This is a genomic window from Hyphococcus sp. D3-15, from assembly GCF_055809375.1.
This window is the reverse complement of the sequence record NZ_CM147910.1, coordinates 2,202,151-2,227,937: the sequence shown is the minus strand read 5'-3', so window position 1 is coordinate 2,227,937 and position 25,787 is coordinate 2,202,151. Positions and strand designations below refer to the sequence as shown.

Genomic DNA, 25,787 nt, shown 5'->3' with positions numbered 1-25,787 from the left:
TCGCCGCTCGCGGCTCAGCCGCTAATTCCCTTGAAACACCTTGCGTAGATTTCGGGCAGCCTGACGGATGCGCTGCTGGTTTTCAACGAGACCGATGCGCACATAGCCTTCGCCGAACTCACCAAAGCCCAGCCCCGGCGCGACGGCGACGTCGGCGCGCTCCATCAGCATCTTGGCGAACTCAACCGAGCCGAGAGATTTATACTTTTCCGGAATCTCCGCCCAGGCGAACATCGAGGCTTCCGGCGTCGGAATGTCCCAGCCCGCCATGGAGAAATGCTCGACCAGCGTGTCGCGCCGGCGTTTATAGATGGCGCGGATTTCCTCGACGCATTCCCACGGACCATCCAGCGCAGCGACGGCGGCCACTTGCACCGGCGTAAAGGCGCCATAGTCGAGATAAGATTTCACCCGCGCCAGCGCGTTGATCAGCCGTTCATTGCCGACCGCCATACCGACGCGCCAGCCGGCCATGGCGAATGTCTTTGACAGTGAATTGATCTCAACTGCGATGTCTTTCGCGCCTTCAACCTCAAGGATCGAGGGCGGCGGCTCATCGCCGAAATAGATTTCGCCATAGGCAAGGTCGGACAGAATGATGATGTCGTGCTTCTTCGCCAGCGCGACCGCGTCCTTGTAGAAATCGAGACCGACCGTCTGCGCCGTCGGGTTTGACGGATAGTTGAGCACCATGGCGCGCGGTTTCATATGCGCCCTGCCGATGGCTTCGGAGAGGCCCGACAAATAGGCTTCCGGCGACGGCGCCGGAACCGGCAGGATGACCCCGCCAGCGATAATGAAGCCGAAAGCGTGGATCGGATAGGCAGGGTTCGGCGCGAGGATGACATCGCCCGGCCCGGTAATCGCCTGGGCGAGGTTGGCGAAGCCTTCCTTCGAACCGATGGTGGCGACGATTTCGGTTTCCGGCTTCAACTTCACATTGAAGCGGCGCTCATAATAGCGCGCCATGGCGCGGCGCAAGCCGATGATCCCGCGCGACACCGAATAGCGATGTGACTTCGGGTTTTTCACCGTCTCGATCAGCTTGTCGACAATATGCGGCGGGGTCGGCATGTCCGGATTGCCCATGCCGAGATCGATAATGTCGCGTTTCTGGGCGCGCAGCTGCGCCTTCAGCTTGTTGACCTCCTCAAACACATAAGGAGGAAGCTGTTTGATGCGGTGGAATTCTTCTGGGTTGGTCATGTGCGCACTGCGTTGTTTGTCCCGTCATCACCGACTTGCCCGGTGATGACAAGTCGCACTTTCGCTAAAAGATCACGCTGATTTGGCGGCGTCCGCAATCTGCTTCTGGCGCGCGAGGATTTCGCGCGGCTCGACCACCCAGAATTTGGTGCGGGCGTTGGCCCAGTCATCGAGAATGTCGCGCGCCCGGCGGGATCTGGTTTCGCGCCAGTGACGTTCAATAAGACCGATGCATTCCTGATCATCTTCGCCGTCGAGGAAACCGCGCAGCACGATGCTTTCCGGGTTCACCGAGCTTTCAAAATCGCCGAGCTCGTCAAACACATAAGCGCGGCCGCCTGTCATCCCGGCGCCGAAATTGGCGCCGACGCTGCCAAGGATCACGGCGACGCCGCCGGTCATATATTCGCAGCCATTGGCCGAACAGCCTTCGACAACGGTGATCGCGCCGGAGTTCCTGACCGCGAAGCGACCACCCGCCCGGCCTGCTGCAAACAGCGCGCCGGATGACGCACCATAAAGGCAGGTATTGCCGATCACCGCGTCATTGGCAGTGGAATTCACATCGGCAGGACGCACGACCAGCGTCGCGCCGGAAAGCCCCTTGCCCACATAGTCATTTGCGTCGCCATCAACGATGATCTTGAGACCGTAAGTCGAGAAGACGCCGAGCGACTGACCGGCGGAGCCCTTCAGGCGCAGCGTCACATGATCTTCGGTCAGTTCCTCGCGCTTGTAATTGCGCACGATGAAAGACGATGTCCGCGCGCCAATGGCGCGGTCGGTGTTTTTCACCGGATAGGAAAGCTGCACTTTCTCCCGGCGCTCGAAAAACGGCGCGAGATCCGGCTCCATGCGCTGATCGAGCGTGTCTGTGACTTCCTTGCGGCCCGTGCGCTTAGAGCGTTTCGGACGTTCGCCGGCGTCAACCAGCGTCAGGATCGGGTTGAGATCGAGATCGTCGAGATGCTGGGCGCCGCGAGACACCTGATCAAGCAGATCGGCGCGACCGATCACATCCTCAAGCGATTCAGCGCCGAGCGAGGCGAGGATCTGCCGGGTCTCCTCGGCGATAAAGGTCATCAGATGCACCACATGCTCGGGCAGCCCCGTAAAGCGCGCGCGCAAGGCGTCATCCTGGGTGCAGATGCCGACCGGGCAGGTGTTGGAATGGCACTGACGCACCATCAAACAGCCAAGCGCCAGCAAGGACACCGTGCCGATGCCATATTCTTCGGCGCCAAGCATCGCCGCGATGACAACATCGCGGCCGGTGCGGATGCCGCCATCGGTGCGTAAGGTCACGCCTTCGCGCAGATTGTTCAGCGTCAGCACCTGGTGGGCTTCGGACAGACCAAGCTCCCATGGCGCGCCGGCGAATTTGATCGAGGTTTGCGGCGAAGCGCCGGTGCCGCCCACATTGCCGGAGATCAAAATCACATCGGCTTTGGCTTTCGCGACGCCGGCGGCAATCGCGCCAATGCCGGAAGCGGAAACCAGCTTCACGCACACCCGCGCGATCGGGTTGATCTGTTTCAAGTCGTAAATAAGCTGCGCCAGATCCTCGATGGAATAGATATCGTGATGCGGCGGCGGCGAGATCAGCGTCACGCCGGGGGTGGAATGGCGCATGCGCGCAATGAACTCGGTGACCTTGAAGCCGGGAAGCTGACCGCCCTCGCCGGGCTTGGCCCCTTGCGCAACTTTGATCTCCAACTCACGGCACTGATTGAGATATTCCGCCGTCACGCCGAAACGACCTGAAGCAACCTGCTTGATCGCAGAGTTGGCGTTATCGCCATTCGGCATCGGCAGATAGCGTTCCGGCACTTCGCCGCCCTCGCCCGACACCGACTTCGCACCGATGCGGTTCATGGCGATGTTGAGCGCCCCATGGGCCTCTGGCGACAATGCGCCAAGCGACATGCCGGGGGTGAGAAAACGCCGGCGGATGTCGTTCGCGGTCTCAACCTTGTCGACGCCGATCGGATCGGCGAGCGGGCGCGCCTCCACCAGATCGCGGATTTGCGCCGGCGGCTGGTTTTTCAGCGCGGTCGAATAACGCGCATAAGCGGCGGCGTCGTCATTGCGCACGGCCTGCTGCAGATCGGCGACAAGATCAGCCTCCACCACATGATGCTCGCCGCGACGGCGATGACGGTAAAATCCGCCAACCGGCAAACGCGTCGCCGCGCTGTCCCAAGCCTTGGCGTGCAGCTCGGCCGATTTCTTTTCAAGGCCGGCTAGACCAATGCCCGAAATCCGGCTGGTCATGCCCGGGAAGAATTCCTGCACCAGCGTGCGCGACAGTCCGAGCGCTTCGAAGTTGCAGCCGCCGCGATAGGCGGAGATGACGGAGATGCCCATTTTCGAAATAATCTTGAGCAAGCCGGCTTCGAGCGCCTTTTTGTAGTTGTAAGCGCATGCGCCAAGCGTGACGCCTTCAAAGCGCCCCTGCGCATGGGCTTGCGCCAGCGAGTCAAAGGCGAGGTAAGGGTTCACGACCGTCGCGCCGACGCCGATCAGGACGGCGGCGTAATGGGAATCGACGCATTCGGCGGAGCGCACGATAATCGAACAATAGGTCCGGACGCCGACCTTGGTCAGATGCGCATGCACGCCGCCGGCGGCAAGGATCATCGGCACGGCGACGCGGCCCGGCCCTTGATGCTCGTCGGTCAACACAACCGAACCGGCGCCGTCCTTCACCGCGTCTTCGGCTTCCTTGCGGATGCGCGTGAGCGCGGCATTCAACGCTTCGCCATTATTTTTGACGTCTCTCACATCATAGGTGCAGTCGATTTCGACAATCTTGGTGTCGAGATAGTCCCACAACCGGGTGAACATGCCATTGGTCAGGATCGGGCTTTCCAGCACGAACACGTCGGTCTGGGTTTTGTCCGTAACCAGAATATTGCCGAGGTTCTTGAACCGGGTCTTGAGGCTCATCACACCGTCTTCGCGCAACGGATCAATCGGGGGGTTTGTGACCTGGCTGAAATTCTGACGGAAAAAATGCGACAGCGGCCGATAGGATTCTGAAAGCACCGCAATCGGTGAATCATCGCCCATGGAGCCGATTGCTTCCTTGGCGTCTTCCACCATCGGACGCAGGATCAGCTCAAGCTGTTCGAGATCATAGCCCGCAGCGCCCTGACGGCGCAGCAGATCTTCACCCTCATACACCCCCTCTTCGGGGCCCGGGCCGACTTTCATTTCCAGCTCGACGACGTTTTCAAGCCATTCCGTATACGGATGCTTATCGGCGAGCATGTCGACCACTTCGTCCGAACCGAAATATTCGCCGGTTTCAAGATCGACGGCGATCATCCGTCCGGGTTCAAGCGCGCCGCGTTTTTTGACTTCGCGCCCTTCCAGCGGACACATGCCGGTTTCCGACCCGACCGCGAGAATGCCGTCATCGGTGATGGCGTAGCGCAGCGGGCGCAAGCCATTGCGGTCAAGCCCGGCAATCGCCCATTTGCCGTCATAGGCGGCGATGGCGGCCGGTCCGTCCCATGGCTCCATCACGGAGTTGCAATATTCGTAAAGCGCGCGGCGTTTTTCCGGCATGGTGCCGAGGCGCTTCGACCATGCCTCGGGGATCAACAGGGTCTTCGCCATCGGCGCCGAGCGCCCTGCCCGCACCAGCAGTTCAAACACCTGATCGAGCGTCGCCGAATCCGAAGAGCCCGGCTGGATCACCGGTTTGATATGCTCGCCCTCATCGCCGAAGATTTCCGCCGCCATGGGAATTTCATGGCTCTTCATCCAGTTGACGTTGCCCTTCAGCGTGTTGATCTCGCCATTATGGGCGAGCATGCGGAAGGGTTGCGCGAGGCGCCATTCCGGAAAGGTGTTGGTGGAATAGCGCTGGTGGAAGATTGCGACCCGCGAGATGAACCGCTCGTCTTTTAAATCCGTATAGAAATTATCGATCTCTTCCGCGAGGAACATGCCTTTATAAACGATGTCCTGCGAAGAGAGCGAGCAGACATAAAGCTCGTGCAGCCCCTGCTCGCGCGCGCGCTTTTCAATGCAGCGGCGGGTGACATACAAAATCCGGTCAAGCTCTTCCGGGTCGCGCCCCTTCGGATCGCAGAACAGGATTTGCTCAATCGCTGGCCGTGTGGCGTTCGCCTTGGCGCCGAGCACACGGGCCTGCACCGGCACCTGCCGCCAGCCATAAATGTAAAAGCCGCGGCGCAGAATTTCCGACTCGACAATGGCGCGGGCAGCATCCTGCGCGCCGAAATTGGTGCGCGGCAGGAACACCATGCCGACGCAAATATCTTCCTCGCCCGCCTGATGACCGGTGCGCTCGACAAAAGCGCGGAACAATCCCTGCGGCACGTTCAAACGGATGCCGGCGCCGTCGCCGGTCTTGCCGTCAGCGTCAACGGCGCCGCGATGCCAGACCGCCTTCAACGCGGCGATCGCCATATCGACAATCTCGCGGCGCGGCTTGGCGTCAAGCGCGACAACCAGACCAACGCCGCACGCATCACGCTCAGACGATGGCTCATAAGAACCGGACTGGGTCAGGTGCTCGCGGCGGCGCAGATAGGTTGATACGCTGTCAGTCATCGTTTTGGTCTTCTATTTTGTTGTTACGGGTCGGCGTGGCGGCGGTTTATTCGGCGGCGAGAGGACGCGTTCGCGTCGCTTTCAACCGCTTGGCGATCGCCGCCGCGGCCTTCCGGCCATCCACAATCGCCCACACCACGAGCGACGCGCCGCGAACGATATCGCCCGCAGCATACACGCCCGGCAGCGCGGTTTCGAGCGTTTCCGCATCGACCCGCAAAGTGCCATAGGCGGTCGTCTTCAACTCCGGCGCGTCAAACAACGCCGGCATGTCTTCCGGTTCAAAACCCAGCGCCTTGATGACCAGATCCGCCTCAAGCTCGAACTCAGAACCGTCAACTTCAACCGGCGCACGGCGGCCGGACGCGTCCGGGCTCCCGAGCTCCATGCGCGCAACGCGAATGCCATTGGCGCGCGCGGCATCGCCGCGCACGGCTTTCGGCGCAGCAAGCCATTCAAAGATCACGCCCTCTTCTTCGGCATTCGCGGTTTCACGCGCCGAACCCGGCATGTTCTTTTTATCGCGGCGATAAAGACAGGTGACGGATTTCGCGCCCTGGCGCACGGCGGTGCGCACGCAATCCATGGCGGTGTCGCCGCCGCCGATGACAACGACGCTTTTGCCCTCAGCATTCAGCGCGCCGCTGTCATAGTCGCTGACAGCATCGCCCAAGCCTTTGCGGTTCGAGGCGGTGAGATAATCAAGCGCCGCGACAACGCCGGCATTGCCCGAACCCGGACAGACCAGATCGCGCGCCTTGTATACACCGGTCGCCACCAGCACTGCATCATGCTTGGCGCGCAGTTCAGCAAAGGAGATGTCTTTGCCGATATCCACATTGTGGACGAATGTAATGCCGCTCTTTTCAAGATAGTCCGCGCGGCGCGCAACCACATGCTTGTCGAGCTTGAAATTCGGGATGCCGTAAACCAGCAAGCCGCCGGTCCGGTCATAACGATCGTAAACCTGCACCTGGAAGCCATCGCGGCGCAGTTCTTCAGCAGCGGCGAGCCCGGCCGGTCCCGCGCCGATGACAGCGACAGACTGTTCGCGCTCGGCCGTCGGTTTGAGCGGCTTGATCCAGCCCTGATCCCAGGCGTTTTCGGTAATATATTGCTCGACCGCGCCAATCGTAACCGTTCCGTGCCCGGACTGTTCGATAACGCAGGAGCCTTCGCATAACCGGTCCTGCGGACAGATGCGCCCGCAGATTTCCGGCATGTTGTTGGTCGCGGATGAAACCGCATAGGCTTCTTCAAGACGGCCTTCGGCGACCAGCTTCAGCCAGTCGGGAATGTCGTTGCCCAGCGGGCAATGGTCCTGACAGAACGGCACGCCGCATTGCGAGCAGCGGCTGGCCTGCGCGGCCGCACGATCTTTGGCGAAACGCGCATAGATCTCATCAAAATCCCGGCGACGCTCGCCGGGATTTCGTTTCTTGGGGGTCTCACGGTCACGCGAGACGAATTTCAACATGCGCTCAGAAATGAGAGCCTCCTAATGTCGAAATCAGCCTTTAGAGAATTCTGGATAAGCTTCAAGTCCTAGTTCGGATTTGTCTAGGCCAAGACGCTCATCTTCCTCATTTGCGCGGATGCCAACCGTGTATTTCAGCGCCAGCCAGCACAAAATACTAACCGTGAACACGAAAACACCAATCGCAACAATGCCCAGGAGCTGCACGGCGTAAGTCGCGTCAGCGTTGGAAAGCGGCACGATGACCGTGCCCCAGATGCCGCAAAGCAGGTGCGCCGGGATCGCGCCGACAACATCGTCAATCTTGAACTTGTCGAGCACCGGCACCGCAAAGGTGACGATCAAGCCGCCGACCGCGCCGATGAAAATTGACAAAGCGATGGTTGGCGCCAGCGGTTCCGCCGTGATCGAAACAAGACCGCCGATCGCGCCGTTCAAGACAATCGTCAGATCGACTTTCTTGTAGACAAGCTGGGTGGCGATCATCGCCGTGACAACACCGGCGCAAGCGGCCGTGTTGGTGTTGACGAAAATCCGGCCAACTGAAATGGCGTCATCGATGGTGCCCAGCGCAAGCTGCGAACCGCCGTTAAAGCCGAACCAGCCGAGCCACAGAATGAACGTTCCCAATGTGGCGAGCGGCAGATTGGAGCCCGGAATAGGCGCGACCTTGCCGCCGACATATTTGCCGATGCGCGGGCCGAGCACGATGGCGCCCGCAAGCGCCGCCCAACCGCCTGTGGAGTGCACAAGCGTCGAACCGGCGAAATCGGAAAAGCCTTTCGCATCAAGCCAGCCTGCGCCCCATTCCCAGGAAGCCTGGATCGGGTAGATAAAGCCGGTCAGGATCGCGGTGAAAATCAGGAACGGCCAGAGCTTGATGCGCTCGGCGAGCGTGCCCGAAACGATGGACGCCGCCGTCGCCACGAACACCATCTGGAAGAACCAGTCGGAATGCGCGCCATAGCCGACGCCGACCGGATCGGAGTCATCCGCGCCCCAGAAGAAGTCGAAAGGCGCAATCACGCCGCCCTCGGCGATTCCGTAAATCAGGTTGTAGCCAATGAAATACACCATCAGCCCGGCGATCGAATAAAGGGCGATGTTTTTAAGGCAGATCGTCGCTGCGTTTTTGGAGCGCACCAGCCCGGCCTCGAGCATGCAAAAGCCCGCCGCCATAAACATGACGACCATGCCCATGACGAGGAACAAGAGCGTGTTCAAAACGAAGACCGACGTGTCGGAAGCAGCGGCCGGCGCCGCAACAGCTTCAGCGGCCTCCTGAGCGAAAGCTGGCGCAATCATCACCAGCGCTGCGCCGCTTGCTGCGGCGAGAGACAGTTTCTTTTTCATGTTGATTTTCCTGTTCTTGTTCTAAAGCGCCGCCGCGCCGCTTTCGCCAGTGCGCACGCGCACCGCGTCTTCGAGATCCAGAACGAAGATCTTGCCATCGCCGATCCGGTCGGTCTTCGCCGAGTCGCGAATTGTCTCGACGACTTTCGCCGCCTGACTTGCTTCGACAGCGATTTCCAGTTTCACCTTCGGCACGAAATCGACGCTGTACTCCGCGCCGCGATAGACTTCGCTATGGCCCTTTTGCCGACCGAAGCCTTTGACTTCTGATACCGTCATGCCTTCCACGCCTATAGAGGTCAGGGCGGTCCTGATCTCATCCAGACGATGCGGCTTTACTACAGCTATTATGTATTTCATTTTTTAGCCCCTTTCCCGCACTCTTCAATTCGGCGCCTAGACTGCTGGCCCTAAGTCAGACAAGCGACGCCGATTCGTGAGCAACGCTAACAATCATGAATCTGTCACGCAACTGCTATTTGCTGCAGTAGCGAAAAAATCGCACCCATTTTAGCGTTTTATGCCATTAGGTTGTAATATTATTCCAGTTTTCAATGTTATTCGTGCATTTTTCGAGGTTCCTCGCGGCTGTTGCAAAAATGTTATTGTGCGTCGCAATAAACTTGGACAAGCTTTATCCGTAAACAAACTGTGTTGTTCCGCATACCTCGTTTCTAGAAAAGACGAGCAAAAAAGGAGGAGTCTATGATGCGCTCGCTCGCATGCGCCCTTGCCCTTTCAACCGTTGCGCTTCCTGCAGCTGCTGATCCGCTTGAGGTGTCGACCACGGTCGCTTTTGAATCGAAATACCTGTTCCGTGGATTTGAATTCGCAGGAACGAGCTTCCAGCCTTCGGTTACGCTGTCCAAGGACGGCTTCTATCTCACCGCCTGGCTGAACCTGCCGATTGGCGACAATGATGGTCCGCCGCTTCAGCCATATGGCGACGAGCTTGACCTCGTTGGCGGCTACAGCGCCCCGGTGAACGACATCATCAGCTATGATATCGGCATCACCTATTACATGTTCCCGGACGCGACGAGCGGTTTTGGCGACCTCTGGAAAGAAGATCAGGGCGAAACAGGCGGCAATACGATCGAGCCTTATATCGGCCTTTCGTTCGACGTGCCGCTCGCGCCTTCTATCTACCTTTACCACGACATCATGCTCGACACGACGACAGTTCAGGGCAACGCGTCTTATTCCTACCCGCTGTCTGAAAGCACCAGCTTCGATCTGGGCGGCTATATCGGCTATGTCATCGACGACACAGGCGGCACCGATTACCTCTACGGCACAGCTTCGGCAAACGTGTCCTATGCGGTTTCCGACAATGGCTCGATGTATGTCGGCGTACGCTATGGCGGTTCGGACATTCCGGGCGGTTCGGTAATCGACGACACTTTCACCGGCACTTACAAGTCCAGCGGTTTCTGGGCTGGCGTCGGCTTCAGCTCGTCCTTCTAACGGACGGCCGACCAAAGACTACGGGCGCATCGGGGGCGCCTCGCGCGGGAACTTGTTCTCTAGCGCAATCGATCATGGCCGGCGGGGGTTCGCCGGCCATGATTGTATCCAGCCCTTGCATCTTTTCCCCTTCCACTTCATCCGTATAATGAATGCATCGCCTCGGCTCACTCGGGCGCCCGCGAAAGGGCGGTAATCTGAAAGCAGTGCTAAAGTCGCTTATCGATTGCTATAAGTTGCGGAATGAATTAGGTTTTCGCCTATGAAGAAAAGCGACGCGTTTCAGGGTTATGATCCTGATGGCAATTTTTGCGAAATCTTTGGGGCCGCTAACGGCAAACTCCCCCGAAACCCGCTGGCGAAGAAACTTTCCCGTTACAAAATCCGCACGCTCAACCAGCGCAACGCCGCGGCGGAGCGCGAATTGCGTAATCTTGGCATTACCTTCACGGTCTATTCCGACTCAGGCGCCATCGACCGCATCCTGCCCTTTGACCCAATCCCCCGGCAGATATCCCAGGCCGACTGGAAGAAGATCGAAAAGGGCTGCCAGCAGCGCGTCACCGCTCTCAACGCCTTTCTCACCGACATTTACGGCAAGCAGAAGATCCTGAAAGACAAGATCATTCCGAGGGCGCTGGTCACCGGAAACAAGAATTTCCGCAAGGAAATGATCGGGGTGAAGCTGCCCCACAATACCTACACCCATATTAGCGGCGTTGACCTGATCCGCGATCAGCATGGCGAATTCCTGGTCCTTGAAGACAATTGCCGGTCGCCGTCAGGGGTGTCCTACGTCATTGAAAACCGCCATTTGATGATGCGCTCCTTCCCCGACCTGATGGAAGGGGTCAAGGTGATGCCGGTTTCCGACTATGGCAAACGCCTTAAAGGAACGCTCGTGGAAACCGCGCCCGGGCGTTATCATAACCCGCAAGTTGTCCTGCTGACGCCGGGCGTCTTCAATTCCGCCTATTTCGAACATGTGTTTCTCGCCCGGGAAATGGGCGTGCCCCTGGTCGAAGGGCGCGACCTGATCGTCGACGAACAGGACCGCGTCTATATGAAGACGATCTGCGGGCTTGAGCGGGTGCATATGATTTACCGCCGCATTGACGACGAGTTTCTCGACCCCGAAGTGTTCCGCAAGGATTCCATGCTTGGCGTGCCGGGACTGATGCGCTCGCTCAAGGCCGGCAAGGTCGGCATCGCCAATGCGGTCGGCACTGGCGTCGCCGACGACAAGGCGGTTTACGCCTATATGCCGCGCATCATCGATTACTATCTCGGCGAAGAAGCGGTCCTCAATAATGTGGAGACCCATATCTGCCGCGAAAAAGACGCCCTCGCCTATGTGCTTGAGCATCTCGAAGAACTGGTTGTGAAACCGGTGGGCGAGTCCGGCGGCTATGGCATTGTCATCGGCCCAAAGGCCAGCAAGGCGGAACTGGCGGCGGCGCGCCGGGAGCTGAAAAAACACCCGTCAAACTACATCGCCCAGCCAATGATCCAGCTTTCCGTTTCGCCGACCCTGACCAAGGCGGGCCTCAGGGCCCGGCATGTGGATCTGCGTCCTTTTGTGCTGACCGGCAAGGAGCCGTGGGTTCTGCCCGGCGGGCTGACGCGCGTCGCCATGCGCGAGGGATCGATCATCGTCAACTCTTCACAGGGCGGCGGCTCCAAAGACACCTGGGTGATGCGCTGATGCTTTTGTCCCGCTTCGCCGAAAACGCATTCTGGATGGGCCGGTACCTTGAACGAGCCGAAAGCCTCGCCCGGCTGTTGCTGGTGACCGAAAGCTTCGCCGCCGATCAGGAAAGCGACGAAGCCTGGGCGCCGATCCTGTCGGTGTTTTCGGATTCAGAGGAATTCGCCAAACGCGGCAAGCCGCTGACCGCGATTAACGTCGCGCGGTTCTATCTCGCTGACGCCGAGAACACGAACTCCATCGTTTATGCCGCGACCATGATGAAAGAGAATGCGCGCTCACTGCGCCACCTGCTCAGCACCGAAAGCTGGCGTCAGGTTTCGCTCTTTCATGAGAGCGTCTCCGCCCTCAAAAAGCGCCGCTTCGCCCTGTCCCGCCTCAGCGAAATCTGCGGCGATATTCGCGATGGCTGCTGCACCCTGCGCGGCGTCCTAGACGCCACCTGCTATCGCGACGAGGTCTGGCGCTTCCAGCAGCTCGGAGCGTCGCTGGAGCGGGCTGACCAGGCGACCCGCCTCATCGACATCAAATATTTCCGCTTCGATCGCGACGATGACGATCAGGCCGCGCCGCCGGACGTGACCTGGTGGAACACGCTGCTCCGCTCCGCCTCCGGCTATCACGCCTTCCAGCGCCGTTATTCTTTTAATGCAGACCCTGCGGATGCGGCCAAATTTCTTATTTGCGACAAGCACTTGCCGCTCTCTGTGACGAATGCGGCTGATGCAGCGTGCTACCAGCTCGCGCGGCTTGAAGCGGATTTCGACGCCCGGCCCGGCCCGGAGGTCGCCCGCGCCGCCGAAGCGCTGCGGGAACGGCTGGCCGCCCCGCCGGCCCGGCTTTCCGGGCGCTCCCTGCACCGCCATCTGGACCAGGTGCAGCGGGAAATTATCGCGCTCGCCAACGCGCTCATTGAGCGCTACTTTGCCCCCGCCTGAGCGGCGAATCGCCGAAATTCGTTAACCGGTCGTCAGGACGCCGCCACGATAATGGCGACGCCCCGATTAGACGACCGCCAAAGTAGCGTTGAGCCTGAACATGAACGTCCCCAAACCGAATGTCAGCACGGATATCCTGCAGGTGCGCCACACGACGCGCTACCATTATGCAACGCCGGTCGCCTTCGGCCCGCATCACGCCATGTTTCGGCCCCATGAAAGCAATGACCTGCGGCTGACCTCGTTTGAAGTCACCACAGAGCCCTATGCGCCCCAGCACTGGGTGCATGACGTGTTTTCGAATTCGAAAGTCATTCTGGATTTTTCGGATGCGCCGAAATCGACATCGCTGGAAATCGCCTGCGTGTTCAACGTCATTCGCTCAACGATCCATTCGCCGGTTTTTCCGATCGCCCCTTTCGCGCAAACCTATCCTTTCGCCTATCCGGCGGAACAGGCGATCGATCTCGAAGCGCTGATCAGGCCGGAATATGATCGCGCCGGCGAGACCGTGAAGGACTGGGCCAATCAATTGCTGCGCCAAGCGAACGGTCACACCTGGACTGTGCTGGAGCTGATCAACAACACCATCCACCAAACCTTCGACTATCGCCGCCGCGAAGAGCCCGGCATTCAGGCGCCGCATGATACAGTGGCGCTAGGACACGGCTCCTGTCGCGACTTCGCCGTCTTGATGATGGAAGCGGTGCGCGAACTCGGTTTCGCCGCGCGTTTCGTCACCGGCTATCTCTATGATCCGCTGACCAGCCAGAGCGGCGCGCTGCAAGGGTCGGGCGCGACCCATGCCTGGGTGCAGGTGTTCCTGCCCGGCGCCGGCTGGATCGAATTCGACCCCACCAACGGCCTGATCGCCAGCGGCAATCTCATCCGCACCGGCGTCGCCCGCACGCCGTCGCAAGCGATTCCCCTGAAGGGCTCCTTCAAGGGCGCCGGCAACGCCTTCACCGGCATGGAAGTCGATGTGCAGGTGCTGGCGCTGGCGCCGACGCTTTACAGCTAGGCGCGGAAGCTGGCGGGCGCGCGGTTCGCGCCGCGCCGGCGCAGGGCGTCAAACGCCGCTGGCGACATCATATTCGATCTCATGTTCATCACCGGCCCCGGTGGCGTAGATGATGTTGATCTTCTCATAGGAGAATTTCACCAGCTCGGACGTTTCGCCGGATTCTGAGATATCCGTCTCCACATTGCTGATCACCACATTGGTCAAGGTGATGGTGTAATATTGCCGCTCGGCGCCGCCGGATGCCGGCCGGGTCATCGCAATTTCAATTTCGTCGAACGATTTCTGCTGGAACGCGGCCAGCGTAATATACGGGCTTGCGGCGTCCACAGCCTTGCTCACGACAAAGTCGCCAGCCTGCGCCCGGGCCCTCATGCGGCCCGACCCGACTGCAGCGCGCGCCGGTCCGGCAACGCCGTAACGGACATGATCGATGACGATCTCCTTTTCATGCCCGCGCCGCTGAGATTCGCCGGCAATATCCGGGATCTTCATATAGCCGCCCGCATGGGCAGGCGCCGTCAGCAAAGCAGCGGCCAGCATCGTCGCCAGGAATGATTGGATTTTCATGGTTCTCCCTCCGGTGAAATCGTAATTCCGCGGCATCATGCTGACCCGCGCCACAACCCCTGACAAGAGGGTTCTAAGCCCCCTTCCCTTTCCGGAAGTTCGCATTATGTTCGCGTGATGCCCCGCGAAACAAAATCAGACTCCGCAACCGATCCCAAGCCCAACCCAAAGCACCGGGCGGGATACGACCCGAAGGCCAAGCGCCCGAAACCGCAACCCACGACGGATGCGGCGGACATCACGCCGGGCGGCTTTTCCGAGGCGATGACCGCCTATCACGACAAGGTGCAGCTGTCGGAATGGACGCCGCACCGGCCCGAACGCCCGGCCAAGTCGGGCAAGTCGCGGCCCCTGCGCGTGGTCTCGGACTATGAGCCGGCGGGCGATCAGGTCACCGCGATCCCGGAGCTGACCGAGGGCGTCAGGAATGGCGAATGGGACCAGGTGCTGCTCGGCGCGACCGGCACCGGCAAGACCTTCACCATGGCCAAGATCATCGAGGCGGCGCAGCGCCCGGCGCTTATCCTCGCGCCCAACAAGACCCTCGCGGCGCAGCTCTATGGCGAGTTCAAGGCGTTCTTCCCCGATAACGCCGTCGAATATTTCGTCTCTTATTACGACTATTACCAGCCGGAAGCCTATGTTCCGCGTACGGACACTTACATCGAGAAGGAATCCTCGGTCAACGAACAGATCGACCGCATGCGCCACGCCGCCACCCGCGCGCTGCTGGAACGCGACGACGTGATCATCGTCGCCTCGGTATCATGCATTTACGGCATCGGCTCGGTCGAGACCTATACGGCGATGACCTTCTCCTTAAAGCTTGGCCAGACGCTGGAGCGCAAGAAGCTGCTCGCCGACCTCGTGGCGCTGCAATATAAGCGCAATGACGCCGCCTTCGCGCGCGGGAATTTCCGGGCGCGCGGCGACACGATCGAGATCTTTCCGGCGCACTATGAAGACCGCGCCTGGCGGGTTTCCATGTTCGGCGATGAAATCGAGTCGATATCCGAATTCGACCCGCTGACCGGGCAGAAGACCGACGACCTTGAAGAGGTGACGCTCTACGCCAACTCCCACTATGTGACGCCGCGCCCGACCCTGACCCAGGCGATCAACGGCATCAAGAAGGAGCTCAACGAGGTCCTGCCCTTCATGCGCGAGGAAGGCCGCCTGCTCGAAGCCCAGCGCCTTGACCAGCGTGTGCAGTTCGACCTTGAAATGATGGCGGCGACGGGCGCCTGCGCCGGCATTGAAAACTATTCGCGCTATCTCACCGGGCGACAGCCCGGCGAGCCGCCCCGACGCTGTTCGAATATCTCCCGGAAAACGCGCTGATCTTCTGCGATGAAAGCCATGTCACGGTGCCGCAGATCGGCGCGATGTTCCGCGGCGACTTCAATCGCAAAAAAACGCTCGCCGAATATGGCTTCCGCCTGCCCTCCTGCATGGACAACCGGCCGTTGAAATTCGAGGAATGGGAAAAGATGCGCCCACAGACGGTGCATGTTTCCGCGACGCCCGGCGACTGGGAGCTGGAACGCACCGGCGGCGTCTTCACCGAACAGGTGATCCGCCCGACAGGTCTTGTGGACCCTGTGGTCGAGGTACGCCCGGTGACGGGCGAGAAATCGAACCAGGTCGATGACGTCATCGCCGAATGCAAGGCCATCGCGCAAAAAGGCGGGCGCGTGCTGGTCACCACGCTGACCAAACGCATGGCCGAGGACCTTACCGAATATATGCATGAACAGGGCGTGCGCGTGCGCTACATGCATTCGGATATCGACACGCTGGAGCGGATCGAGATTATCCGCGACCTGCGCCTCGGCGCCTTTGACGTGCTGGTGGGCATCAACCTGTTGCGTGAAGGGCTCGACATTCCCGAATGCCAGCTCGTCGCGATCCTAGACGCCGACAAGGAAGGCTTTTTGCGCTCGGAAACCTCGCTGATCCAGACCATCGGGCGCGCGGCGCGCAATGTGGACGGCCGGGTCATTCTCTATGCGGATAAAATCACCGGCTCCATGGAGCGGGCGATTGGCGAAACCGACCGGCGCCGCGAAAAACAGCTCGCCCATAACAAGGAGCACGGCATCACGCCGGAATCGACCAAGGCGAAAATCGCAGAGATCGCCGACAGCGACGATGAAGGCGCAAAAGCCGCCATGGGCCAGACCTTTGTGGGCCACAAAAACGTTCGCCATTCTCATGGGGGCGAAATGGCGGCTGGCTTTGCCGAGGGCGGCGCCGACTTTGCGGGCGCCGGCCACAACCTCAAGACCGTGCTCTCGCAGCTTGAAAAGGAAATGCGCGAGGCCGCCTCCAATCTCGAATTCGAAACCGCCGCGCGCCTGCGCGACGAAATGAAGAGACTTCAGGAAGTGGAGCTCGCCGTGGCGGATGATCCGCTTGCGCGTCAAAGCGATATTGAAACACGCATTTCAAAAGGCTCGGAAGGGCGGATAACGAAGTCCGAGGGCACGGTGAGCAATATCCGGAGCAAGCCGAAGGGTGCGAAGGGGAGAAAAAGATAATGGCTAAATCGACCGTATGCCTACTCAATGGAAAACGAACTTCCATTGAAGATGCACTGTCCCTTCGCGATTCTAAACAAGAATCCAAGCATGATTTTCGTTGCATTGAGTGCAACAAGAATGTTCGACCTCATCGCGCATCACAACAGATGGGAGCGCATTTTGAACATTTATCGCGTAACCCAAATTGCAGCTTGAGTGATCATAGATAAATCCCAGCACTCTCTGCCGCTAGTTTTTCACTCCGGTGTTACAATAAGGATGAGTGATCTGGACATTTTTATCCCTACCATCTCCTCCTTCGCGCACTCGCTGTATGTGATCGTATGAAATAGACTTGCCTGTATCAATATGTCCTTTGCATACTGGGCATCGCATTGAAGTCTCAAGCGCTTTCTTAATAAACACTGCTGATTTAGTATCACTCGTAATCTTCTTGGACTTTGGCCCCTCCGTCACGGCAAGAAGCTTAGATACAGAATTTGGTGCTATCACAGATACCATTCCCTCGTCCGTAACTTCATCCCCAGAAGAAAAATTCTTGATTAAATACTCGAAAACATCGGATGACCTCTCAATTCGTTGCGAACTGAGCGCCAATTGAAGCGCTTGCGTCAGCAGTCCTTTATTTTCAACTAAATATGTCTCTAGACTCTCTCTCGCGCTAGAAAACTTTTTAAAAAATGTGTTGTCGTTATTCTGCACCTTTTTACGCACCAAAAGTAGCATTCCAAGTAGCAAATATGGAATGTGCCGCCCTCTTTCAGAATAAAAATAAATTGCAGGATGGAGCCCCATGCTTGAGGCATGGTTTCCAGAAATTCGGCGCACAACCCTATAGCAATCGTCCAGTACTTTTACAGTCCGCGTCCCATCAGGATCGAGATCAAAGCTATTAATAGATTTTCGCACTTCGCCAACAGCGCCATTTGTAACGCAAATCAAATTCATCAATAAATCTAGAGCCGAAATAGGCGATTTGGCACCTCCCACCGGCAAATCGATCGTCTTTATTGGGCGCTCAATTTCGGGATTGAAAAGCGCCGCATGGAGTGCTTTTGCATTCTCCTCAATTTGCTCGCGTGTCTGATCCGAAAATTTGGACCAATACTTATGTCCGGTTGCGGCTCTCACAATAGACCTCGCAGCGATTGCTACAGAACGCTTGCGGTTTCGCAACAACGTTTCTTCAGTTTTATCCAGCGGAGTTCCTTGGGTGTTAATTTTGAAAAAGCTGGTTTCAGCTTTATCGGCATCACCCGTAACCCATTGCAAGGTCAAAGAGCGCGTTGCCATTCGTCGCGCTCTAAGCTTTTCTATATCTGTATGGCTATCCGGGTTAATTAGCGCGTCTTTGATGGTGCTATACTTACCAATGCGGTCTTCTAATAATTTTCGCGTTTTACTGGCGGTACGCTTCTGAGCAGCGTTAAGTTCGTTTTCAAAGTATTTCCGTGAAACGTTTCCATCTCCATAGTCATCCTCAATCCAGGCTCGCAACGCACTCAGCCTATGTCCACCATCAATTACGAACACAAATGACTCTGACTGCCACAAAATGATCGATGGGATAAGTTCATTATCGAGATAACTTTCAAGGAAGGATACTACTTGCTTAGGTGTCCAGTGATTGGTCTCACGTTGAAAGTCGGGCTTTCGCAAAAGAGGTACGAGCATTCCAGTACTGGAAAGTGTTTCAATTGAGAGCGTTTTAATCGGTTCTGGAGAGTCTGACTGCTCAGACTTTACCGCAAAATCTTCCCTTTTTATCATCGCATCCAAAATAACTTGTTCAGCCATAACGCCTCATTCTATATTTGTATTATTTTACATAATTCTGATTTTACATAATACATCAAGTATTAGCCGCGCTGTAGGGCGGCCTTCAGCCCGCCAATCATCAACACCTCTGCGATTCATGCATAAACGGCGGGCCAAGACCCGCCCTACGGTTCCGGCCTCGCCCCCTTCGTCCAGCCGTAAAAGCGGCTGGCCACGTTGATTGGGACCCTAACCCCAATCACCCCGTAAACGGGGACTAGAAGAGTGCGCGCAAAACTCTCCACCCGCTCATCCCGGCGAAGGCCGGGACCCAGCTAAAGAAACAATGTCGGGCGGAGCCCGGCTTTTTTGTCTGTTCTGGGCCCCGACTTGCGTCGGGGTGAGCGGGGATGATGTGTCCGCGCGTAAAGAAGGGGCGCTGCGGGCCGGTCGAGGATAACCCCAAACCGAAATCCGGGGACAAAATTTAATAGATGAAATTTCATCCCCGCCCGGCCGCGCGCCTTTAGGATAGCTCGGTCGGGGTGCGGAATGGCGTTGTCCGCAACCGTTATTCAGCGGTCCTGCGCGCGGCGCGCGGACCGCGCAATAGATAATGGCGACTGTCTTTTGCGCGCGCGGCGCTTGACCCAGGTCAAACCCCCGTCACAGTGGGCGGCTATGCTCAACCTCATTCAAGTCCCGCTTTTTTGGAAGGAGGCCTATGGTGGCCAAGTCAGCCAAACCAGTAGCGAGCGAAGCCAGTACCATATTTGACGAAGACGAGCACCGGGTGACGCCCTTCCCGGTTTTCGATCCGGGCGAAATCACCGCCGCCAGCGCGCGCAATGTTGATTATGTCACGCGCGCCGCCCGCGCCTATTTTGGCGGCGCTGCGCAAATCAATTGGGAGCTGATCGACTTCGTCAATCGGCGGTTCCAGAAAGACATCGCCAGCGCGCAATCCTATATGACCGCGAAAACCAGCAAGAACGCATTTCACTCGCAAGCGCAATTTGTTGAGGACGCCTTGCGCGACTATGCGGATGAAGCGTCGAAAATCATGCATATGGCGGCGGATATCGCCAACAACACGCTAGCGCCGGTGGAAGCGCGCGCCGAAGAGGTGCTCGAGGAACTGGATGAACGCGGCACAAAAGGCGAAGCCGCCTGACGTGGCCTATGTAAAAAAGACGCTCGCGCCGGGAGAGGAATATCTTTACCGTGCGCATTTCAACTGGACCTATGACGTTCAAAGCTGGTTCTGGTTCGCCCTGTCCTGCATTCCCGCCGGCATGTGGGCCTGGGGGTTCACAAAGGATTATTTCCACCCTGAACCCTTTGGCGAAAACTTCATCTTCGCCAGCGGCGCGGCTTTCATGCTCGGCCTGTTCATCACGCTGCGCCGCTATGTCCACAAATGGACCACGGTGATCGCCGTGACATCCGTGCGGCTTATCCTGAAGACCGGACTGGTCGCCCGCACGGCGCATGAAGTCATGCTTGACGAGATCGAGGAAGTGCTGGTGACCCAGAGTTTCCTTGGGCGCATTCTCGGTTACGGCGTCCTGAAAGCGCGCGGCACGGGCTCTGCGGTTGTGGAGTTTCCGGTGCTCGGCCAACCGATGCGCGTGCGCCGGGAAATCGAGACGGCCATTGTCCGCGCCCGCGGCATGGTCAGACAGCCCGCGCCCTGATCAGCATTCGACGACATTCACCGCCAGCCCGCCCTCGGACGTTTCTTTATATTTGCGCGACATATCAATGCCGGTCTGGCGCATGGTCTCGATCACCTGATCCAGCGAAACCTTGTGCTCGTCGGAGGCGCGCAATGCTAGGCGGGCGGCGTTGACCGCCTTCACCGCGCCGATGGCATTGCGCTCGATGCAAGGAATCTGCACGAGGCCGCCGACAGGGTCGCAAGTCAGCCCGAGATTGTGCTCCATGCCGATCTCGGCCGCGTGCTCCACTTGCCCCGGCGTTCCGCCCCAGACGGCGGCGAGCGCGCCAGCCGCCATGGAACAGGCGACGCCGACTTCGCCCTGACAGCCCATTTCGGCGCCGGAAATCGACGCGCGCTGTTTGTAGAGCATGCCGATCCCCGCCGCGGTCAGGAGGAAAATGCGAATATGCTCGATATTCTCACCCTCGCCGCAGCAATAATGCTTTAGGACGGAGGGAATGATGCCCGCCGCGCCGTTGGTCGGCGCCGTGACGACACGCCCGCCCGCGGCGTTTTCTTCGTTCACCGCCATGGCGTAGACATTGAGCCAGTCAAACAGCTGCTCGCGCTCATTGGCCAGCGGCGCCTCTTGCAGCTTGGCGTAGAGCGACGGCGCGCGGCGCTTCACCTTCAACCCGCCAGGCAGCTCACCGCGCGTATGCAGCCCCCGCTCGATACAGTCGCGCATGGCGAACCAGATGCGGTCCAACATCGCTTCGGTGTCGGCGCGGGCGCGGTGTTCATCTTCATTTTGAAGAATGATCTCGTGGATAGAAAGGTTTTCTTCCCGGCAAATGTCGAGCAGTTCCGCCGCACTGCCGAAAACCCGGCGGCCTGAATGCGCCGTCGGGATAAGGTCATTCTCGACAGGCATGGATAGCTGTTTTTCGCTGGCGATGAATCCGCCGCCTACTGAATAATAGACTTGCGAGAACAGCTCCTCACCGGTCTCGGCGTACAAGGTCAGGCGCATCTCATTCGGATGCACCGATGGCGAGATATCACCGCGCAGGTCAATATCCTTTGCCGGGTCGAATAAAATCCGCGCGCCGCCAAAAAGCGTAATCTGCTTGTCCGCCTTTGCCGCCGCAAAGGCGCGTTCCGCTTCATCCGGATCAACCGCCTCCGGCTCGAAGCCGATAAGTCCGAGCACGCTCGCCTTATCCGTGCCGTGGCCGACGCCTGTGAGCGCCAGCGATCCATGCAGGTCGACTTTCACGCGCACGGCTTGCGCCAACACGCCCGCCGCCTTCGCTTCTTCCAGAAAGCGCCGCCCGATCCGCATCGGCCCCACAGTATGCGAGGAGGAAGGACCAATACCGATTTTAAAGATATCGAAAACAGACAGCATTTACTTGCGGTCTTCCATCTCCGGCTCAAAGCCAAGCGCGCGCATCGCCGCCGCGACGGCGTTGATCGCCTGCTCCGCCGTTTCCGCGACCGCAGAACGGGCGACCACCGTGACGCCCTTAACGTCGCCATCGATCGGATAGCTGCCGAGATTGACGCCCTTCAGCGCCGATTGAATATCGCGCAGTTGATCCGCGAGCATCGACTCCGGTAGATTCTTCGCTGTGGCGGCGAAGGAATGGGTCACCGCGCCGCGCTCAATCTCGCCATCAATGGCGTTCAACATGGCCTGAAAAATGCGCGGCACGCCGGCCATGACAAAGATATTGCCGATCATCACACCAGGCGCGCCGGAGACAGGATTGTCGATCAGCTCAGCGCCTTCCGGCGTGCGCGCCATACGCATCCTTGCCGGGGTCACCTCAATATTGCGGGCGGCGTAATAGGCCCGCACCATCGCCGCCGCGCGCGGATGTTCGACCACCGGCACGCCGAGCGCCGCCGAAATTGCATCAACGGTGATGTCGTCATGGGTCGGCCCGATGCCGCCTGAGGTGAACACATAATCATAGCGGCCGCGCAGCGCATTCAGCGCATCACCGATCATCGCCGCATCGTCAGGCACCACCCGCGCCTCTGTGAGGGCGACGCCGCGTTCGGTCAGCCAGCCCGCGAGATAATGCATATTGGCGTCGCGTGTGCGCCCGGAAAGCAATTCATCGCCAATCGCCAATATCGCCGCTGTTTTCTGCATTCTCACACCTGCTTTTCTGGCTGCCCTCTTAACGGTTTTCGCGCGCCGGGGAAATGCTGCTTATCAGAGCGGTTGAGCCCTCTCTCCGCATTGCGTAGGTTGCGCCGCGCTTGCTCGCCAGAAACGGAAATTATCAGAATGAGATTGCCTGCGCCGCTCATCACCGGAGAACTCATCAAGCGCTATAAGCGGTTTCTCGCCGACATTCGCCTTGATGACGGCCGCGAGGTCACGGCGCATTGCGCTAATCCCGGTTCGATGATGGGCGTCGCCATCGAGGGCGCGCGCGTCTGGGTGCATGAGCATGGCGATCCGAAACGCAAGCTCGCCTTCTCCTGGGAAATGACGGAGCTGGACGGCGTGCTGGTCCCGATCAACACATCCAACCCGAACAAGATCGCCCTTGAGGCCGTCACCGCGGGCATCATTCCGGAGCTTGCCGGATATGGCGACATTGCGCGGGAGGTGAAATATGGGGAGGTGAGCCGCATCGACCTCTTGCTCTCTGGCGGGCGCCGGAAAACGCCCTGCTATGTGGAAGTGAAAAACGTCCACCTCTCCCGCTCCGGCGGACTTGCTGAATTCCCCGACAGCGTCACCAAACGCGGCGCGAAACACCTTGAGGAACTTTCCCGTATGGCGGCGGAGGGCGCCCGGGCGGTCATGCTGTTCATCGTCCAGCGCGGGGACTGCCGGCGCTTCGCCCCGGCCGCCGATCTCGACCCGGCTTACGCCAAGGCCTTGAATTTGGCCGCTTCTTCAGGGGTTGAACTTTTGTGCTATGATTGCGAAGTGACAACCGCAGAGATAGTCCTGCGCAAGGCGCTTGAGATCGACCTGGAGCCCAAATGACCGAAGCCATGCTCGACGATGACGACGAACTGGAAATCCGCACCGGGGCGATAAAATTGCACCGCGCGGAAGATTTCGAGGGCATGCGCAAGGCTGGCCACCTGGCCGCCTCAGCGCTCGATATGATCGCAGAGCATGTGCAGCCCGGCGTCACCACCCAGTCGCTCGATGACCGTATCCGCGAATTCGTCCTCGATCACGGCGCGTTGTCGGCGACTATCGGCTATCGCGGCTATCGCCATGCGAGCTGCATCTCTTTGAACCATGTCATCTGCCACGGCATTCCCGGCGAGAAGGTATTGAAGAACGGCGACATCATGAATATCGACGTCACCGTCATCGTCGACGGATGGCATGGGGACACCAGCCGCATGTATTACGCAGGCGAACCCAAAGTGAAAGCGCGCCGTCTGGTTGACACGACCTATGACGCAATGATGGCGGGGATCAATGCGGTGAAACCCGGCGCCACCCTGCGCGACATTGGTAAAGCGATCCAATCGCTGGCTGAAGGTCAGGGCTTTTCCGTCGTCCGCGACTTTTGCGGCCATGGCCTCGGCCGCGTCTTTCATGACGCGCCGAATGTCGTTCATTATGCCGAATATAAAGACCGCTGGGGCGGCGTGCACCAGGCGCCGGACACTGAGCTAAAGCCCGGCATGTTCTTCACCATCGAACCGATGATCAATGAGGGCAAGCCGGACGTCAAATTGATGAAAGACAACTGGACCGCCGTGTCGCGGGACAAATCCCTGTCCGCGCAATTCGAGCATTCCATCGCCGTGACGGACACCGGCTTCGAAATCTTCACCAAATCGCCCAAAGGCCTCGATCGGCCGCCTTACTAGGGCGCATGATGGGCGAAACTGCAAAGAAGAACGCCGCCAACGACCACGCCAAGGGCCATCGCGAGCGTTTGCGCGCGCGCTTTAAAAAGGCCGGCGTTGACGGGGTTCAGGACTACGAGTTGCTTGAGCTCATTTTGTTCCGCGCCATCCCGCGCCGCGATGTGAAACCGTTGGCGAAAGACTTGATCGCGAAATTCGGTGGCTTTCCGCAGGTGCTTGCGGCGCCGATCGAGTTGCTTATGGAAGTCAAAGGCGTCTCTGAAAATGTCGCGCAGGAAATGAAGATCATTCACGCCGCTTCCATCAAGCTTGCCCAAGCGCGGGTGCTGAAGCGTCCGGTGATTTCCTCCTGGGATGCGCTGCTTTCCTATTGCCGGGCGGCGATGGCGGATGAAAAGACCGAACTCTTTCGCATCCTGTTTCTCGACAAGAAAAATATTCTGATCGCCGATGAGGTGCAGCAACGCGGCACGGTGGATCACACGCCTGTCTATCCGCGCGAAGTGGTCAAGCGCGCGCTGGAACTCGGCGCCTCCGCCATCATTCTGGTGCACAACCACCCCTCCGGCGACCCGACCCCGTCAAAGGCTGATGTCGACATGACGAACCAGATCGTGAAAGCCGCCGCGGCGCTCAATATTCACGTTCACGATCACCTCGTCATTGGCCATGACCGCCATGCAAGCTTCAAAACATTAGGGCTCCTCACATGACCCGCATCATTACGCTCACGCCGAACCCGGCGCTCGATTACGCCGTCCATGCGGATTTCGTCGAACCGAACCGCAAGATCCGCTGCCGCGACCCGCAAATGCATCCGGGCGGCGGCGGGATCAATGTGGCGCGCTCATGCTCGCGGCTTGGCGCCCATACGCTGGCCGTGTTCACGGCAGGCGGCGTTTATGGCGATGCCCTGGTGAAATCGCTCGCCGCTGAAAACGTGCCCATGCGGATGATTCCAATCTCGGGCGACACCCGCCTCGCCTTTCATGTGAACAATCACAAGGAAGGCAATGAATATCGCTTCAACCTGCCCGGCGCGGAAATGAGCGATAGCGACATGAAGCGCTTCTTCAACGCTGTGCGCGAGGAAGCGGAGTCGGGCGATTTCGTCGTCGCCAGCGGCAGCCTGCCGCCCGGCGCGCCGGCGGATTTCTGGGCCGAGGCCGCGCATATCGCCAAACAGAAAGGCGCGCGTTTTGTGCTGGATCTCGATCAGCGGCCTTGAGGCGGCGCTCGATGAAGGCGTCTATATGCTGCGTCAGAATGAATATGAATACACCGCCCTGTCAGGCAAAACGCTGCGCTGGCCGGACGAGATCGAAGCTTTCGCCAGAGAGGTTGTGTCCAAGGGGCGCGTGCAGAACATGGTGGTCAGCCATGCGGGTGACGGTTCCTTGTTGGCCAATGCAGATGGCGTGTTCACTGCGCCCTCATACAAGGTGCGCGCATCAAGCGCGGTCGGCGCGGGCGATAGTTTTGTTGGCGGCCTTCTCACCGCCCTGTCACGCGGCGACGATCCGGAAGCCGCTTTGTGTTATGGCATGGCCGCCGCCGCTGCGACCCGCATGAGCGAAGGCACGGCGCTGTTCGATCCGGCGGATGTGAACAGGCTCTATAAGGGCGAGTAAA

The 25,787-nt window shown here is 59.0% G+C and carries 20 protein-coding genes and 1 pseudogene; 12 read left to right on the top strand and 9 right to left on the bottom strand.

From position 1 onward, the window contains the following. Positions 1–21: 21 nt before the first annotated feature. The 5 genes from AC0L8G_RS11010 to AC0L8G_RS10990 all read right to left on the bottom strand — a co-directional run bounded on the left by AC0L8G_RS11010 (position 22) and on the right by AC0L8G_RS10990 (position 8,983). Entirely contained in the window at positions 22–1,206 is a 1,185-nt protein-coding gene (locus tag AC0L8G_RS11010) for an LL-diaminopimelate aminotransferase (protein WP_473384241.1), read from the bottom strand. Positions 1,207–1,278: 72 nt separating this feature from the next. Beyond that, positions 1,279–5,793, bottom strand: a complete 4,515-nt coding sequence (gene gltB / locus AC0L8G_RS11005; protein ID WP_473384240.1) for a glutamate synthase large subunit — start codon at positions 5,791–5,793, stop codon at positions 1,279–1,281. 46 nt (positions 5,794–5,839) lie between these two features. Further along, on the bottom strand, positions 5,840–7,270 hold the full coding sequence (locus AC0L8G_RS11000; protein WP_473384239.1) for an NAD(P)-dependent oxidoreductase: 1,431 nt from the start codon (positions 7,268–7,270) through the stop codon (positions 5,840–5,842). A 33-nt stretch (positions 7,271–7,303) separates the two neighbouring features. Further along, positions 7,304–8,623 (bottom strand): ammonium transporter family protein, encoded by a 1,320-nt coding sequence (locus AC0L8G_RS10995; RefSeq protein ID WP_473384238.1) that lies wholly within the window; start codon positions 8,621–8,623, stop codon positions 7,304–7,306. A gap of 21 nt (positions 8,624–8,644) precedes the next feature. Then, on the bottom strand, positions 8,645–8,983 hold the full coding sequence (locus tag AC0L8G_RS10990; RefSeq protein ID WP_473384237.1) for a P-II family nitrogen regulator: 339 nt from the start codon (positions 8,981–8,983) through the stop codon (positions 8,645–8,647). A 345-nt stretch (positions 8,984–9,328) separates the two neighbouring features. Here AC0L8G_RS10990 and AC0L8G_RS10985 point away from each other — a divergent pair, with 345 nt between their 5' ends. From AC0L8G_RS10985 to AC0L8G_RS10970, 4 genes are all read left to right on the top strand, one after another. Further along, positions 9,329–10,090, top strand: coding sequence for a TorF family putative porin (locus AC0L8G_RS10985; protein ID WP_473384236.1), 762 nt, complete (start codon positions 9,329–9,331; stop codon positions 10,088–10,090). 262 nt (positions 10,091–10,352) lie between these two features. Then, positions 10,353–11,795 carry a circularly permuted type 2 ATP-grasp protein gene (locus tag AC0L8G_RS10980; protein WP_473384235.1) on the top strand — a complete coding sequence of 481 codons (1,443 nt, stop codon included), beginning with the start codon at positions 10,353–10,355 and terminating at the stop codon, positions 11,793–11,795. Then, positions 11,795–12,736, top strand: coding sequence for an alpha-E domain-containing protein (locus AC0L8G_RS10975; RefSeq protein ID WP_473384234.1), 942 nt, complete (start codon positions 11,795–11,797; stop codon positions 12,734–12,736). Before AC0L8G_RS10980 ends, AC0L8G_RS10975 begins: the two co-directional genes overlap by 1 nt. 100 nt (positions 12,737–12,836) lie before the next feature. Beyond that, complete coding sequence (locus AC0L8G_RS10970) at positions 12,837–13,757, top strand: transglutaminase family protein (protein WP_473384233.1); 921 nt, start codon at positions 12,837–12,839, stop codon at positions 13,755–13,757. Positions 13,758–13,805: 48 nt separating this feature from the next. On the opposite strand, the gene AC0L8G_RS10965 is transcribed toward AC0L8G_RS10970, so the two are convergent. Then, positions 13,806–14,327, bottom strand: coding sequence for an Hcp family type VI secretion system effector (locus tag AC0L8G_RS10965; RefSeq protein WP_473384232.1), 522 nt, complete (start codon positions 14,325–14,327; stop codon positions 13,806–13,808). A gap of 264 nt (positions 14,328–14,591) precedes the next feature. On the opposite strand from AC0L8G_RS10965, the pseudogene uvrB reads away from it, so the two are divergent. Then, positions 14,592–16,867, top strand: a pseudogene (uvrB, locus tag AC0L8G_RS10960) (excinuclease ABC subunit UvrB). 231 nt (positions 16,868–17,098) lie between these two features. Here uvrB and AC0L8G_RS10955 read toward each other — a convergent pair. Beyond that, positions 17,099–18,667: a GmrSD restriction endonuclease domain-containing protein gene (locus AC0L8G_RS10955; RefSeq protein WP_473384231.1), complete on the bottom strand. Its 1,569-nt coding sequence runs from the start codon at positions 18,665–18,667 to the stop codon at positions 17,099–17,101. Between the two features lie 685 nt (positions 18,668–19,352). On the opposite strand from AC0L8G_RS10955, the gene AC0L8G_RS10950 reads away from it, so the two are divergent. Both AC0L8G_RS10950 and AC0L8G_RS10945 read left to right on the top strand, forming a co-directional pair. After that, positions 19,353–19,802, top strand: a complete 450-nt coding sequence (locus AC0L8G_RS10950; RefSeq protein ID WP_473384230.1) for a phasin family protein — start codon at positions 19,353–19,355, stop codon at positions 19,800–19,802. After that, a complete protein-coding gene (locus AC0L8G_RS10945; protein ID WP_473384229.1) occupies positions 19,771–20,325 on the top strand; it encodes a PH domain-containing protein in 555 nt (184 codons plus the stop codon). Before AC0L8G_RS10950 ends, AC0L8G_RS10945 begins: the two co-directional genes overlap by 32 nt. On the opposite strand, the gene AC0L8G_RS10940 is transcribed toward AC0L8G_RS10945, so the two are convergent. Next, the gene (locus AC0L8G_RS10940) at positions 20,326–21,702 is read right to left on the bottom strand and encodes an L-serine ammonia-lyase (RefSeq protein ID WP_473384228.1); all 1,377 of its coding nucleotides are present in this window, start codon (positions 21,700–21,702) and stop codon (positions 20,326–20,328) included. Next, entirely contained in the window at positions 21,703–22,455 is a 753-nt protein-coding gene (locus AC0L8G_RS10935) for a competence/damage-inducible protein A (RefSeq protein ID WP_473384227.1), read from the bottom strand. 138 nt (positions 22,456–22,593) lie between these two features. Here AC0L8G_RS10935 and sfsA point away from each other — a divergent pair, with 138 nt between their 5' ends. From sfsA to AC0L8G_RS10910, 5 genes are read left to right on the top strand one after another with little or no spacing between them, the layout of a single operon-like run. Then, on the top strand, positions 22,594–23,307 hold the full coding sequence (sfsA, locus tag AC0L8G_RS10930) for a DNA/RNA nuclease SfsA (protein WP_473384226.1): 714 nt from the start codon (positions 22,594–22,596) through the stop codon (positions 23,305–23,307). After that, positions 23,304–24,155, top strand: coding sequence for a type I methionyl aminopeptidase (map, locus tag AC0L8G_RS10925; protein ID WP_473384225.1), 852 nt, complete (start codon positions 23,304–23,306; stop codon positions 24,153–24,155). Before sfsA ends, map begins: the two co-directional genes overlap by 4 nt. A gap of 8 nt (positions 24,156–24,163) precedes the next feature. Next, the gene (gene radC, locus AC0L8G_RS10920; protein ID WP_473384224.1) at positions 24,164–24,868 is read left to right on the top strand and encodes a RadC family protein; all 705 of its coding nucleotides are present in this window, start codon (positions 24,164–24,166) and stop codon (positions 24,866–24,868) included. Further along, entirely contained in the window at positions 24,865–25,383 is a 519-nt protein-coding gene (locus AC0L8G_RS10915; RefSeq protein ID WP_473384223.1) for a 1-phosphofructokinase family hexose kinase, read from the top strand. Before radC ends, AC0L8G_RS10915 begins: the two co-directional genes overlap by 4 nt. Then, positions 25,355–25,786, top strand: a complete 432-nt coding sequence (locus AC0L8G_RS10910) for a PfkB family carbohydrate kinase (protein WP_473384222.1) — start codon at positions 25,355–25,357, stop codon at positions 25,784–25,786. Before AC0L8G_RS10915 ends, AC0L8G_RS10910 begins: the two co-directional genes overlap by 29 nt. Position 25,787 lies beyond the last annotated feature (1 nt).